General features: G+C 33.0%; 14 protein-coding genes. 5 read left to right on the top strand and 9 right to left on the bottom strand.

Annotated elements, in window-relative coordinates:
• Nucleotides 1-3: 3 nt before the first annotated feature.
• On the bottom strand, nt 4-570 hold the full coding sequence (locus IPH52_20830; protein ID MBK7057447.1) for a hypothetical protein: 567 nt from the start codon (nt 568-570) through the stop codon (nt 4-6).
• A gap of 54 nt (nt 571-624) precedes the next feature.
• Entirely contained in the window at nt 625-1,278 is a 654-nt protein-coding gene (locus IPH52_20825) for a hypothetical protein (protein ID MBK7057446.1), read from the bottom strand.
• A gap of 268 nt (nt 1,279-1,546) precedes the next feature.
• Between IPH52_20825 and IPH52_20820 the strand changes: the two genes are divergently transcribed.
• Entirely contained in the window at nt 1,547-2,317 is a 771-nt protein-coding gene (locus IPH52_20820) for a hypothetical protein (protein ID MBK7057445.1), read from the top strand.
• A 4-nt stretch (nt 2,318-2,321) separates the two neighbouring features.
• Nucleotides 2,322-3,401: a ribosome small subunit-dependent GTPase A gene (gene rsgA / locus IPH52_20815; GenBank protein ID MBK7057444.1), complete on the top strand. Its 1,080-nt coding sequence runs from the start codon at nt 2,322-2,324 to the stop codon at nt 3,399-3,401.
• Nucleotide 3,402: 1 nt separating this feature from the next.
• Here the strand turns inward: rsgA and IPH52_20810 are convergent, their stop codons facing one another.
• Both IPH52_20810 and IPH52_20805 read right to left on the bottom strand, forming a co-directional pair.
• Nucleotides 3,403-4,161 carry a hypothetical protein gene (locus IPH52_20810; protein ID MBK7057443.1) on the bottom strand — a complete coding sequence of 253 codons (759 nt, stop codon included), beginning with the start codon at nt 4,159-4,161 and terminating at the stop codon, nt 3,403-3,405.
• 149 nt (nt 4,162-4,310) lie between these two features.
• A complete protein-coding gene (locus IPH52_20805) occupies nt 4,311-4,919 on the bottom strand; it encodes a urate hydroxylase PuuD (protein MBK7057442.1) in 609 nt (202 codons plus the stop codon).
• A 1,743-nt stretch (nt 4,920-6,662) separates the two neighbouring features.
• Between IPH52_20805 and IPH52_20800 the strand changes: the two genes are divergently transcribed.
• Both IPH52_20800 and IPH52_20795 read left to right on the top strand, forming a co-directional pair.
• Nucleotides 6,663-7,952 (top strand): PAS domain S-box protein, encoded by a 1,290-nt coding sequence (locus IPH52_20800; GenBank protein ID MBK7057441.1) that lies wholly within the window; start codon nt 6,663-6,665, stop codon nt 7,950-7,952.
• Between the two features lie 297 nt (nt 7,953-8,249).
• A complete protein-coding gene (locus IPH52_20795; protein ID MBK7057440.1) occupies nt 8,250-9,584 on the top strand; it encodes a PAS domain S-box protein in 1,335 nt (444 codons plus the stop codon).
• 274 nt (nt 9,585-9,858) lie between these two features.
• On the opposite strand, the gene IPH52_20790 is transcribed toward IPH52_20795, so the two are convergent.
• From IPH52_20790 to IPH52_20780, 3 genes are all read right to left on the bottom strand, one after another.
• On the bottom strand, nt 9,859-10,449 hold the full coding sequence (locus IPH52_20790) for a hypothetical protein (GenBank protein ID MBK7057439.1): 591 nt from the start codon (nt 10,447-10,449) through the stop codon (nt 9,859-9,861).
• A gap of 272 nt (nt 10,450-10,721) precedes the next feature.
• On the bottom strand, nt 10,722-11,684 hold the full coding sequence (locus tag IPH52_20785) for a hypothetical protein (GenBank protein ID MBK7057438.1): 963 nt from the start codon (nt 11,682-11,684) through the stop codon (nt 10,722-10,724).
• A complete protein-coding gene (locus IPH52_20780) occupies nt 11,684-12,118 on the bottom strand; it encodes a hypothetical protein (GenBank protein ID MBK7057437.1) in 435 nt (144 codons plus the stop codon). The genes IPH52_20785 and IPH52_20780 overlap by 1 nt, the downstream gene beginning before the upstream one ends.
• A gap of 710 nt (nt 12,119-12,828) precedes the next feature.
• Here IPH52_20780 and IPH52_20775 point away from each other — a divergent pair.
• Nucleotides 12,829-13,281 (top strand): hypothetical protein, encoded by a 453-nt coding sequence (locus IPH52_20775; protein MBK7057436.1) that lies wholly within the window; start codon nt 12,829-12,831, stop codon nt 13,279-13,281.
• Between the two features lie 460 nt (nt 13,282-13,741).
• Here the strand turns inward: IPH52_20775 and IPH52_20770 are convergent, their stop codons facing one another.
• Together IPH52_20770 and IPH52_20765 are read right to left on the bottom strand one after the other, a co-directional pair.
• Nucleotides 13,742-14,071 (bottom strand): hypothetical protein, encoded by a 330-nt coding sequence (locus IPH52_20770; protein ID MBK7057435.1) that lies wholly within the window; start codon nt 14,069-14,071, stop codon nt 13,742-13,744.
• Nucleotides 14,072-14,303: 232 nt separating this feature from the next.
• Entirely contained in the window at nt 14,304-14,492 is a 189-nt protein-coding gene (locus tag IPH52_20765; GenBank protein MBK7057434.1) for a hypothetical protein, read from the bottom strand.
• Between the last annotated feature and the right edge of the window lie 486 nt (nt 14,493-14,978).

Genomic DNA, 14,978 nt, shown 5'->3' with positions numbered 1-14,978 from the left:
GAATCAAGGTTTGAATTCAAATTCTTTCATTCTTTCTTCTGTGATGCCGATTAGGTCGTGTTTGATAATAAAACTATCACCCCGAAAGTCCTTATCAATATTTAGTCGCACAACCCGATACCAGAATTCTTTTGGTTTTATTGTAAAAGCGTGATTGATACAAAGGCATTTAAACTTAAATCCTAAAGAATACTGAGGAGGCTGAACGTTATGCGGGGAGGCAAAGAAAAAAATTGGCTTATCTGTGTTATTCTGCATTCCTAGAACAAATTCTTTATAACGACCCGATTGAACAACTATAGTTGATTCAGGAATTTCTGTCGAGGCCGGCGAAGAATCAATCGACGAAACGGATTGAGTATCCCAAACATTATAGGCAATTTGAGATTTTACTTCATAGATTTTCATCTCTGCTGGAATGTCTATATAATTCCAATCAATCTTCGCTTTTATAAATTCGGATTTCTTTCCTTCTTGGGGAATATTGTTATTAACCGTTTCCTTGTCCTTACAATGGACAAGAAAGCAGAAAATAAAACAAAGGCTAAAGAAGTAAAATTTCCGTTTCATAAATGTAAATCAATAAAAGGAGAATATTTCAGAGCATATAAGCAACCGAAAAATTTACTGACTTACCGTTTCTGCGTCACTAATGGCATTCACGTCATTTACATTTGCCACAGGCTTAGGAACAGGTTTTAATAAATCTAAGAGTCCATCACTTGCAATTTGAAGAATTTGGATTTTTTCTTTTAATTTGGTTGAGTCATAGTTTCGATCTGCCAGAACATAGTATTCAGCCATTAATTCACTATAAGCCGATTGCAAATGGAAAATAGATTTCTCCATCGACTCAGAAGAAGCAATTTTTCTTTTCCTGTAGAGCGCGATTAAATACTTGTATAATAAGGTCAGAAAGTAGAAGGAATAAACTGGAACAAGAATGAGTAGAGCTGAAATGAAAGTTCTATCCATTGAATCGCTGAATCGTTTTTTATTAACTATTCCGACTTTAGCAATAACAAAGTAAATTCCAACGGATGCAAGAACTGCAAAGAGCAAATTGACTTTGGAAGTGGAGGGAGATACACTATTGATTAAAATCAAGATGATGATAGATAGAAATAATAGAACAAAAACTTCTAATGGAATAATTTGTATGACTCTTTCTACAAAATCATATAATCGGGAATAGTTTTTCAATAAGGACTTGAAATACTTTTCAAAATTATGGTAATCACTCTGGAGAATCGATAAAAAATCTTTTACTGGCGACATAATGAAATCCCTTACTTTTCTTACTAATATATTCGGTCGAGTCTCCAAAAAGTATAATTCATTAAGTTTCCTTTGGAAAATTATTTGCATTTATACACTACTTGCCATTCCTTTTCTTTATAATCATGAAGATCATCTGCCATTTTTCGTCATTTTGATCTTAATCACCACCACCCTTATCGTTTCTCTCCTTACTTTCTTTTTGAGCATCCTCGCGCTAAAGCATTTGTTTAAAAAAGATTTTATACTTTGGCAAGAATTTCTCTTTTTGTCCACTGTCATTGCCACAGTCTATGGTTTTGGTTTCTTTGAAAATCAGGCAGGTATTATCTTTTTAGTTTTTGTTTTACTGTTTTTTTTCTTCTACCGAATCATTCGGGCTGTTGTTTACTATCGAATCCTCCTGGTTGCGATGACCATTTTTGTAAATGGACTTTTAACCTTTAAGTATTTACAATTTTCGGAAATGTATCTATTCAATCGGTCTTTCGAAAATAAATATGATACGCAAGAAAAAGACCTGACTCAGTGGTCCTATGATGAGCCAACACGAACTCTCAAAAATGAATCTCTTTCTTTAAGTCTAAAACTTCCGAAAGACTATTTCTTTCATAACCCAAAAACACTAACCATGAAAGAAAAAACAGGATCGGGGCAAATCGCTGGTATCCTGTCATCTGCAGAAACAGATCCAAATCGTTATCCACTCGTCCGATTGTTTTTTATTCCTCAGTTAATCAAAGTAGATCCAAATACAATCAAAGAAGAATACATCTCCATTTTAGATTTTGAAAAACACCAGGGCAATAGGGAAGAAATTAAAAACCTGGGCGAACACTTACATCCAGAAAAGAAATGGCAGGGAAATTTTTGGACGTTCTATGATATTATTCGCCCGCGCTATTCAAAGACCGGCTTTTATATTTATCCACTCAAAGATGAAAGCTATATGATTATTGATATAACAGAAAACTTAATAGAAAATCAATTCCACGAAAATGAAATTGAAGAAATATTAAAGAGCATTCAACAAAATTAATTCTATGATGATTTCTCTACCTGCTTTAGGATACAATGAGTTTTTCAGAAATGAATTTTCAAAAGTAGAGAATACTTCCTATTTGCCTGCAAGAATCATATCAGAGCATAAAGGTATTTATCGTGTTCAAGATGACCAGGGTGAATACCTGGGAGAAATTTCAGGCAAGCTACGATATACAGCGATTAACCGCCAAGACTTTCCAGTTGTAGGAGACTGGGTCGCTATACAAAGATTGGAAGGAGAAGCAAAGTGTATTATTCATGTAATCCTTCCAAGAAAAACAAAGCTCTCTCGTAAATCTCCCGGTAAAACAATCGAAGAACAAATCCTTTGCAGCAATATCGACTATATATTCATTGTGCAATCAATGGATGCAACGTTTAATGTGAATAGAATTGAGAGATATCTTAGTATCAGTTGGGAGAGTGGTGCAATTCCCGTTGTGATTCTTAGCAAGAAAGATTTGTGTGAGTCTCCCGAATCCATTCTATTAGAAGCTGAATCTGCTGCGATAGGAGCAAAAGTTCATGCAATCAGTTCCCTCGAAGAAGACAGTTTAGGAATAATCAAAACTTATTTAAATTCCGGCAATACAATCGCTTTTATCGGACATTCAGGAGCAGGCAAATCAACTCTCATAAATAAATTAAGCAGAAGAGAGTTACAAAAAACAAATGAGATACGGGAAGCTGATTCGAGAGGAAAACACACTACAACTCATAGAGAATTATTCGTATTAGACAATGGATTATTGATTGATACACCCGGACTAAGAGAAATTCAACTCTGGGGAGATGAGTCTATGTTACAAGAAACATTTGCCGACATAGACTCATTATCCGCTCTTTGCAAATTCGTAGACTGCAAGCATGAATCTGAACCCGGCTGTAAAATTAAAGAGGCAATCGCAAACGGAGAAATTTCTGAAGAAAGGTTTGCAAATTATGAAAAAATGAAGCGTGAGTTAGAATACTTAGAATCCAGAGTAGACGAATCTGCTATGCTACAAAGAAAACAAAAAGAGCGCAAATTTCATAAAACTTTCAGAGAAGTTTTGAAACAGAAATACGATAATCGATAAATTAAAATCTATATTCTAACTTTACGGATAACGTATCAGTAAACGCAGAAGCTCTTAAAGAAAGATTGTCTTTAGGGCGAAAGATCACAACATCAAAAAGATTTAACAAATAAATTCCAGCTAAAACTCCACCGGCAATTTCTGCTCGGTGAAGAGCACGATCTACTTCGCTTTTCTGAGAATGCATTGCTGACCTAGCAAGAAATTGGGAAGACGAATCACGAGAATACAAAGCAAACAAATAAGTATTGGCCTTATAGTCATAATCATGACTTTCTGCTTTAAATTCTTTGTATTGATAAGCAGAAAAACCAATGCCGCCTAAGAAAAATAAAAAGTAAGCTGTGCCGGCAATTTGGCGGTTTTGATACATTTGCCCCCAACCCGGAAGAACAAGAGATCTGAGAACTGCTTTACCGAGAGTAATATTACGACGTCCACCGACGGGATCTAAAACAGGTGCACCAGGAGAAACATCCAAAACATCTCCACTACCAGATTCTTTTAGAAGTTGATTGATTTCTGCTTGCGTTAAGTCCTTGTAGGATATCTTGAGAATTTCTTTTTTGGAGAAAACTTCTGGCTCTTTCGCATCTTTCTCTTCGAAAACCATGCTCAACTTATCCTGGCTTACAATTCTTCCTTTCTTAACATTCCCATTTCGTAAGATGATTGTTTCAGAAAAAAGATTCAAAGAAAAGAAAAAAAGGAAAACAAAAAATACGATACCATTATTAAAATAATTCCAATTGTTTTTCATACTTTGTCCAGAGCAAGATTTAGACAGTTATTATTAGGAAACAATGTAAATTGTCAATGAATTATTATAAGTAAAAGGAAAGTGATAAGGCTGTGTGTAGGACTTGATTCATCAAGTCCTACACACAGCCAAAAGCTATAATAGAAAAATTAAACTTCTGTGCTAATAGTTGCAGATTGTTTGATAGCAAACAAAACTACAGCGGAGCCAATTGCACCAGCGAGAACAACAACAACTAAACCTTCGACAGAGAAAATCGAAACATTTCCACCTGCATGTCTTCCATAGCCCATGAAAAATAACATAGGAACAGAAAGAAAAGTATTGATTCTAGAAAACAGAAGCGCTTTTTTAGGGATAGATGGATCTGCCGGATTACCACTCTTAACCCCGTTGATAATTTTTCTTTGGTTAGGCCAGATTACGAACCAAACATTAAACCACATGATTGTTCCAAGGAGCATCCCTAATAAAATCCAGATAGTCCAATTCGGAGATTGCACTCTCATGTGACCCATTTCAAAAAAAACAGCATAGTAAGTTAAGCCCGATAAGAAAGTGAACATAGCCGCCCATCTAAACCAAAAAAGAACGCGAGGCATTAATTCAGGTGTGAGAACTTTTTTTACTCCTGCATCAAGCTTTCCCTGTAAAGGGACGTTTACTAAGTTTAAGAAATAAAGAAGCCCGATCCAACAAACGCCGGAAACGTAATGAATCCAACGAATTCCATACAACAATAGTGCATTTTCTTCCATTTTTTACTCCAAGATATTTTATATATAGTTTATTTTATACTTAATTAGAATGATTCTAGATTTGACAAGTTTAAAAAAGGGTCTACTTTTCATTCCTAGTAAAAATTTAAGTGCCTGTTCCTTGCGTTCTATTACTCTTCTGGTCATAGTTGTAAGACGTTGCACTCTCTATTCCCATTCGATAGCTTTGTTGCAAGTCCTACTGGTCTTCGTTTGATTGGTCTGGGCGTTCGGCGGATTATGTGGATAAGCAATATTAAACGCATTAAGAGAAGATACTCCATGTAATGCGCCGTCAGGCTCTCAGCTACTGTCAATAAATTGCGCTGTCTACGATAAGCTGAGGCTTCTTGTTTCACGCAATTTATTGACACCGGTTTGATCGCTAACGCGGGGCTTTGGTGTGGATTTGAGTTATTCATTGTAATTATCCACTTAAGAATCATGGAATATCACTTTCCCTCAATTTTCTTTTGCATTCCTCCATGCGGTAAATAGTGGTCAAGCATGATTGAATTTCAGAGTTCCTTGGAGTTTGATTTGTGGTTGTTTTTTCTAGAAACCTTTGGCAAAAAATAATAATATCGATATTGTAATTACATCCTTGTCTTTTTAATTTGATATCCTCATAAACATTACAATTATACAAAGAGAAAAAGAAAAATAGTAAAACTAACAATTGGCTTAAATTAACGATCATTGTCACCCTCATAATTGCATACCGCTTCTTGCGCTGCAACAGAACCCGCATTAATTGACTGTCCGATCTTGCGAAGCATCATTATCTTTCGAGTAAATTGCATCCAACTTTTCCCATACTTCTATTCCATTCTATCCCACAAATTAAAAGCTTAAAGCAAAATCGGATTGCTTCTCTTTCATAAAAAGGTATTTTGAAGTAAACGGAGTAAAATGTATAACTTTTGTTTGATAGGGTTTTAATCCCGTTAGGTTTACTCAATAGTATTTAATATTTCAATTAATTCTTTATCTGTGACAGAGTCTTTTGCCTTTCTTAAAAGAGTTAATTTGGTCTACAGAATCTTTTAAATCTTTAAGAAGGTCAGCTTTTTGAGGAGTAATTGTAGTAGTCTTTATGAATGAAAATTATGTAAAACTTCAATTATAAAATCAGCTTTCTTGTCAGGTATATCAATTAAAACTTTCATACACTCAATTTGAACAATAAGCAATTATATTTCAAGCCATTTTCTTTCCAGCAATCTGCATTCAACTTCTCCCATAATTCTATCTTCTCCTATCCTACAAAATTGAAAGCTTAAATACCACTTCTCGCAAATATACCAAATGACAAAAGTAATTTCCGTCAAGAACTTTATAGAACTCGCATTTGGTATACCGCACAAACGAACGTGATGAAGCAGGCATAATTGTTCAAGTGCTCACTGACGGAAAAAAAAGTTTCCCCGGAAAACTAATATGTCTTAGTATAAAAAGAGAAAAGACTAGAACGATTAAGCTTGCTGTAAGATTTCTGAGTTAGATGGAAATAGCTTGGGAGTCAACTTAGCAAAATCTATCAATCCCTAATACTTACTAATTGCAAACATCGTCCATTAACAGGTATAGATGTGGTTAAGCGTATGTATCCACAAGTAATAACACCTAAATTGGTCATTTAATATTTCAAAAGTCTAATATAATTAGAAGAATTAGTTTTTATCTTGCTCTTCTGTAGAGGTTTATCAAGATTAACCCATAATTGGAGGCTTGGAGTCAAAGATGATAAACAATGTTATACATACTCTTTTACTAATAGAAGACGATCCGATTATAGCACTATCAGAGACTATCTTTTTAGAAAAAGAAGGGTTTAAAGTAATTCATGCATACTCCGGCGAGAATGCAATCGACTATCTAAAATCAAATTCAAATGGAGTTCATCTAATCTTGATGGATATTGATTTAGGAAGTGAAAATATGATTGGAACAGAAGCCGCGAAAATTATTGTAAATGAATTTAACATACCTTTAGTTTTTTTATCATCACATGTAGAGAAGGATGTAGTAGAAAAAACAGAAGACATTACCTCGTATGGATACATAGTCAAGAACTCCGGCAACACCGTATTACTCACAAGCATCAAGATGGCACTAAAACTTTATTATAGTAATAAAAAATTAAAGGAAAGTGAGGAAAGACTTCAAATTACAATTCAATCGATCGGTGATGAATTCATTACAACGGATCTAAATGGAAATATAACTATTATGAATCCAATTGCAGAAAAATTATGTGGTTGGGATTTTAAAGATGCCTATCAAATGCCACTCGATTCTATTTTCCAAATCGAAAATGCTTTCACAAGAGAAAGAGTTTTTAACCCTGTAAAAAAAGTTCTTGAATCTGGAAAGATCGTTGGATTAGCAAATCATACAATTCTGATTTCAAAATATAAAAAAGAATATCAAATTGCCGACACAGCAGCACCAATTTTCGATTACCAAAAAAATATATCGGGAGCAGTTTTAGTTTTTTCTGACGTAACAGAAAAATATCAAAAAGAAGAAGCTCTCTTCATAAATGAAAAAAAATATCAAAATCTATTTAATTCTGCGTTAGACGCAATACTAATAACCGATAATGAAGGATATATTATAGACGCAAATCCAGCAGCAGCTCAATTGTTTGGATTTGCTCAATCCGAATTTATTGGAAGACATTCCCTGGACATTACACCGATCGTAAAATTAGAAGATTGGAAATTGATGTGGAAGCAATTTCAGGAGAAAGGAACAGCTTCAGGAGAATACGAGGCTGTATCCAAAGATGGGAAAAAAATATACTTAGAGTTTCAAGCAGTTGCACATTTTCTAACTGGAATGCATCTATCCATTATTAGAGATGTATCCATAAAGAAAAAGCAAGAAGAGCAATTGTTTTACCAGGCAAATGTATTCGATAGTGTTAGCGATGCGATAGTCTGCACCGATTTAGATTTTAAAATAACTAGTTGGAATAAGGGCGCTGAATTCATTTATGGCTACACCAAAGAAGAAGTAATTGGATAACCAAGTTCTGAAATTTTAAAGTCAAACTTCCAGAATGCAACCAGAGAAGAAGTAAAATCTTTCCTATTAACAGAAGGTCAATGGACTGGAGAAGTTATACAAAAAAGAAAAGACAACTCTGAAATATTAATACAAGGTTTCGTATCAAAACTTTACAATCCAGAAAATATTTGCATTGGAATTGTAAGTATAAATCGAGATTTAACAAAAATAAAAAACATAGAAGAAAAATTAAAACTTCAGGAATTTACTATTCTAGAAAATAAAAATCGCCTGGTTGGTATAATCGAATCTGCAATGGATGGAATTATAAGCATAGATAAAAACCACAAGATAATACTCATTAACCCTGCTGCCATAAAAATATTTGGATATGAAAGCAATGATATACTAGGACATTCAATCAATAAGTTGATACCGGAAAGATTTCACTCGATTCATTTAAAGCATATCATAGAATTTGAAAAAACAGGTGTAACTACTCGAACTATGAATGCCTTGAGCATTGTATCAGGAAGAAGATCAAATGGAAACGAATTTCCAATGGAGGCTTCTATCTCACAAATAGAAATTGGAAATGAAAAAATATTTACGATTATTCTAAGGGACATTACAGACAAAAAAATTTCTGAAGAAAAAATAATTGAAAGTGAAAAGAAATTAAGAGAAGCGCAAAGAATAAGTAAACTCGGAAGCTGGCATTGGAATAAAGAAACAGGCATAATAGAATTATCCGATGAACTCTATAATCTATTTAATTTAAAAAAAGAAAGTTTTCAAGGCACATTTCCAGAAATTCTAAAAGTATTTCATCCAGAAGATCGTAATCGAGTCAGATTCTTAATGATAAAAGCAGTTAATGGATATAAGCCACGACCAATAGAAGTAAGAATTCTTTCACCCAACAATCAAATTCGATTTATTTTAGGAGAAGGAGAATTAAAGTTTAATAACGACAAGCTAGTTTACATAGCAGGAACCATTCAAGATATTACGGAGAGAAAAATCTCGGAAAATAAGATTAAAGAACTACTACTAGAAAAAGAACTTCTTTTAAAAGAAGTTCATCACAGAATTAAAAATAATATGCAGGCAATTGCGGGTTTACTAAGCATACATGCAAGTTCCATTGAAAACGAAGAAGCATCCTCTATATTAATGGAAGCAATGAGTCGCATCAATGGTATGGGTATTTTGTATGATAAACTTTATAGAACAGCTGACTTTAAAGTAGTATCCGTTAAGGCGTATCTATCTGATTTGGCAAAAAAGATTCTAGAATTAGCCTCCAATTCAAAATCAATTCAACTTAAAGAAGAAATTGAAGATTTTAATTTAAACACTAGAATTCTTTTTCCGGTTGGAATTATTGTAAACGAGGTTATTACTAATTCTATTAAGTATGCGTTCCGTGAGGATAATAAAAATATACTCCGATTACAATCCGTAAAAAATGAAAAAAATGTTAGAATAATCATCGAAGACAATGGATCAGGTTTTAAAGATAAAAAAGATTTTACAAATGGATTTGGTCTAAAACTAATTCAACTTCTTACAGCGCAACTACACGGAAAACATTTTTTTGAAAACAAAAATGGAACTATGTTTACTTTGGAATTTCCAATTAATTAATCGAAAAAATATCCTTGTCTTTCTAGTAATCCACGCAATTATACATTCTTTATTGCAGATTAAGTCTGAAATTATCGGACTAAAAAATATTTGGTTCGCGGCAAAGAGGATGTAATCTCTTGACTAATATTTATTTATTGCAAGAAGGGCTAAGCTTTATCTAAACGTAATTGCAATTTACGCATATAAGTATATGTAAAGGTTGAGATTGAAATAGATATAACAAAGAAAATTCCAATCAGGATAAAGTGCCATTTTGTTTCAGTGCGATTTTTTAAATCGGTAAGCCAGGCTTCTTTTTACCTTTATAAATTAAGATTTCATTTTCAACCAATGAACTAGAATTAAATTCCTTTTTTATAAGTGCGGAAACTATATCTCCTTCTTTTAAAATGAGTTCATAGTGACTATTTTTATCTTCTTGGACAGGGAGAATACTTTCTGTGTAGTCATGTTTTAAAAATTCAATCTTAGTGTAAATTTTATAAAAATCATTTCTAGAAGTTCTAATTTCAAAAGGTAACCTTTCATTAGCCTCTTTTACTATTCGGGTGGATGTTTGCGATTTGCCTTTTGAATCAGTCGTCGTATATTTCTCTGTTTTGAAATACCAATAAACTAAGCAAGGTGTTTGTTTAAAAGGTGATATTATTTTTTTTCCATCCAGTGGAACAACAACTCCTTCGATCAATTCATGTGTGGGGGAATTATTTTGGACTGTATCGTATAACAATAGATTCTTTTTTCTTCTAGTCTCCGCTTGATAAAAAATCGCAAAGAGAGATGAGCCAGCCAATATAGAAATTATAAATACTAATCCAAACGACTTAGTAAAGAAGGGTTTAAAAATATTCTTATTATCCATTCGCTTAGAATTTATGAGGTAATTTATTTAGGCAAGTATAATAACTTCAATCTTCGAGTGGTTAATTTGTATTAATCTGCGATAAATACAAGCCAAGAATCACTTTTCTTTCTAGAAAATTGCATCCAACTTCTCGATAATTCTATCTCCTTCTATCCCACAAAGTTAAAAGCTTAAAACAAAATCGGATTGCGTCTCTTTCATAATAAGGTGTTATGAACTAAACGGGGTAAAATTTTTAAGATGGATCTTTAACTTTGAGAACCCTGCGGCTAATCAATAGTATTCAGTTCGATTGTATCACTTCCATTTCCAATGGTCAGACTTGATTTATCACAACTCGGATGATTCTTATACTGCAAGGCAATTCGAATAAAATATTTACCGCTTTTTAAAATGCTTCCGGAAGTAGACATTGCCTTGTTCTCAGCAAAAAAATCATGCTGAGTTACAGCAAAGGCTTTGTCTGTGGATACTTGGACTAAATAGCCAAGAAATTTTCCTGAGTCTTTTAATTCCTGTTCGGTAAATTGTGTAGACTCTCCACATTTTAAATTATATGTGAATGCGGGTGGTTCAGATCGACCATAATAGTTTTTGTATTTCCATTCAAATGTAATTGGCTGATTAACTTTAGACGTTTCTCCGTTAAGGGGTTTGGTTATTGTTATCTTATCTTTTGTATCAGCCAAACTCATAAAAAGTAATAGTCGCATTGCATCGGTGTCTGGGCTTTTCCCTGGGCTTGTATTTAGGATTGCGAAACTAACTAGTGGCAAAACAATATATGCCTTCCATTTAAAAATCGTAGCAGATACACAAATTTTTTGTTTTCTTAGAAATAAACCTAATAATGGAATAAAAACTGCAAGGCAGAGAATATCGGTATTATCCGCCGTTCCTTTTGCATCATAGAAAAACCAAATAGATTTTACAATTAAATCATTGAGGTTTTGATCAATATTAATCGCTATAAATAATAAAGAGGTTAAAAGCATATAAAAAATAAGCAGGCTAATTTCCTTAAAACGAAATTTTAATATTGAAGCTAAATATCTCGTTATCGCCGTAAGAAAAAGAGGAGTGATAAATAATCCAGTAATATCACTTAACTTTCCAGTCACTTCGTTATGAAATAAACTCTTTAGTAAACTGTCGTTCGCAATCCAAAGCAAAATAAAAAAGAGACTAAGCCGAGAAGTCAATAGCGCATAAGAAACATTATTCACAATCATTACAACCTTCCTTTTATTGGTTCATTTATTTCCCAAAATTCAATCGGTCTAAAATTGCAAGAGTGATACCTAGTAAAAATTAAAGTAGCAACAAATTCATTATCTCCTATTGCTGTTTCCGTTTTGCTATTCTGACAGGGCATAACAGATATAGCCCGCAAGCAATTCTTTACTGCATTTCTATCATACGTAACTCCCTCAGATCCTATATTAAATAGTTTAAAATTTAAAAAACTCCCCCCTCCTGTTTCCTCATTACCCAATTTAGAAATTGCATCAGCACGAGCTATATTATACCCACAAGTTAAAGCTTTTAATAAAATAACTTTCCGAATATCTTTTTCTGCCTCAACTTTATTAATTGTCTGTGGTCCTACCATATAATTCGTATTACATCCAAGTAGTAATGAGAAAAATATTAATGAAAATCTCATAATTTTTACTTTCCTTTAACTTTCTAGAATATCTCTAACTATTTTCCAAAAGAGATTTGGATTTTCCCAGTGGGGCTAATGACCTGTATCCGGTAACGCGGATAGTTTTGCTGACTTATAACTATCACAAAAATTCTTTATTTTCTTTCTAGTAATCTGCATCCAACTTCTCTCATAATTCTAATCCCACAAAGTTAAAAGCCTAAAGCAAAATCGGATTGCGTCTCTTTCATAATAAGGTGTTATGAACTAAACGGGGTAAAATTTTGGTCTTCAAAATCTACTGCAAATACAGTGTTGAAACCTATCAAAAAACAAGCCAAGGCAAATAATCGCCTAAAGCTTCGCATAGTTCTTCCATGAAACAAAGGGGAATTATTTCTGTCATCCATTATTTAGGGAGCGATTTTTTGTGATTGGTGGATTTGCCACCGAGGCACGGAGGATGAGAGGGAATAGTTATGAAGGAAAATTTAATAGTAGTAGAGACAGGTCTCAGACCTGTCTCTACGTGTATAATGTTAGGCAACTCGAATAAGGATAATCAGTGTTATTCTCTATGTCAGTAGTAATGTAGGTATTTGTCTTGTGACAGCTACTAGTGATGAAAATTTTAGTGGAAATTATTGTACGTTTAGAAGATAAGGAGAAAAAGATGAAAATACTAATTTTAATACTTTGTTTCTATTTGCAAAATATTCATGCGAAAGATGGAGAAAACAGTTAATGCAAAGACATTTGAAGAATTACTAGAGGCAGGAGTTATTCTAAAATCAGTTCCACCTCCAATTAGAGGAATCTGGCACGGGGAATTGGGCATTAACTCCATATACAAATCAAACCAAATTGAGATATTAGACATGTGTAGTTATCCAATAAAATCGTTTTTGCAAATACAGTCTCCATTCGATAGAAAATATACTGAACATAATGATCTAGCCGGTATAAGAGAATATGACAGGTCTGAATATAGAAAAGATTCAATTAATGTGTATCTCTATTTCTTTAATGAAAAATCGAGAAAACAACGTTCTGGTTCAGCCGATTATAGGTTTTATAAAAATAAAAATATGTTGACTCAAGAAAGAAATAGCCCTGATGAAAAGAGCCTTATTGGAAAATGGAATATAAAAGAGAGAAGTGCCCCAAATAATTTTATCTAAATAAAATAACAAGGCAATATCTGACCTGTCTCACCAAAATACAACCTGGTATATTACTAAGAAGATGGAATTTGTAAGGACTTATAAGATTGTAATGTTCTTTCCAGATAATCTGTTTCGCTTATTTTCTTTCTAGCGCCCTGTCGGCTAATTTGCATTAAACTTCTCCCATAATTCTATCAATTTCTAATCCCATAAATTAAAAAGAAAAAATCTCTTTAGAAAATTTTCGCGGTTAAGATTGGATTGCCACTGCTTGTGCCTTTAACAGATTCATTTCTTTTACGATTACTATTTAGAGATAAAAAACGCTTTGTTTCTACTTGCCCAAGAGATTTCATTAATGCATTAACTGCCTTGTGGACTAGAACATCTTCGTCTAAAAAAAGGTATCTTCTTTCATTTATAGTATTCCTCCCTTACAATAAAATCTTCTGGCTTTAAAGCAAGCATTTTCCCTTTACCTTCTTATTGTATTTTTTAGAAGATTTGAATCAACCGAAATAAAATAATCTGTATTATTTTCTGCGAAAGCCAAATGAGCAGAATCGCCTATTCCGAAACCCATTTTCTCAAATTCCAATATTCTATTTTTAATCTTCTCTTGATTTATATTCTTTTCTTCATTTCCGTATTTCTCTAAAAACTGCAAAAGCTCTTCTCGTTCTTCTTTTTCCTGAATGTCTTTTATTTCAAGATTGTGTATTTTCGAAAAAAGCATTTTGAATTTTCCTGCTTTTATTTTTTCTAAAATTAGAAATATACTGTCTGTCTCTAGCTTTATTTTCATCTGAGATTGATCATCAAGGGGCGACACAAAGCACAAACATCTAAATAAAGAACTTTCTTGCGAGGGCTCATAATTTAATCATTCGAATTTAATAACAAAAACAATCTCTTTATTTTTCCATAATTTTATATCGCATTTATACCAATATAAGATACGAAATCAAACAAATTCAAAGAAATAGAAGTTACAGTTAATTTGTCAATGTAAACGCTTCCTATTTCCGTAAATGTATTTAGTCTTTAGTATAGTCTTCATCCCAAATAAAATTGTTATTATAATTGACTTGCCCGTTATCATCTTTAGTTAATTTCAAGGAAATTTTATTCCAATAATTTTCGTTACTATTATCCGTAGTAATTGAATGCAACTCTTTTAAAAGTTTAAACATATCTAATTCGTCTAAACCATTCCTACAAACCACTCCCACAACTTCCCAAGTATTTATATTGTCCAATTAAACTTCAGCGGCTAACAAGAAAAACCGGGCTTAGTAAATTATCAATATAATTCAAAATCCGTTATTGAACCATTTTCAGATTGAAGAAATAATTTTGATGAATAGTCAAATATTATCTTAACGTAAACAATGAACGCTAAATTATTTTCAGTGCGATTAAAGGTATTTGCATTGCCATTACCAATATAGACCGCGTATGCGTTATCATCGCCGTTTGTCTTTCTAGTAATCTGCATCCAACTTCTCTCACCAATTCTAATCCCACAAAGTTAAAAGCCTAAAGCAAAATCGATTGCGTCTCTTCATAATAAGATGTTATGAACTAAACGGGTAAAAATTTTGTCCAATCAATCATCCCAGTATCTCTATTTTTTAACTCTTGCTAGCCTTGGATTTTCCTGATCGAGTAAAGTAGCGAGATCGAACATTTTCCCCCGCAAGACCGGGGAT

The sequence above is a fragment of the Leptospiraceae bacterium genome (assembly GCA_016708435.1).
Classification (GTDB): Bacteria; Spirochaetota; Leptospiria; order Leptospirales; family Leptospiraceae; genus UBA2033.
Note: the sequence above shows the minus strand (reverse complement) of the source record. Positions and strands in the feature narration are given on the sequence as shown.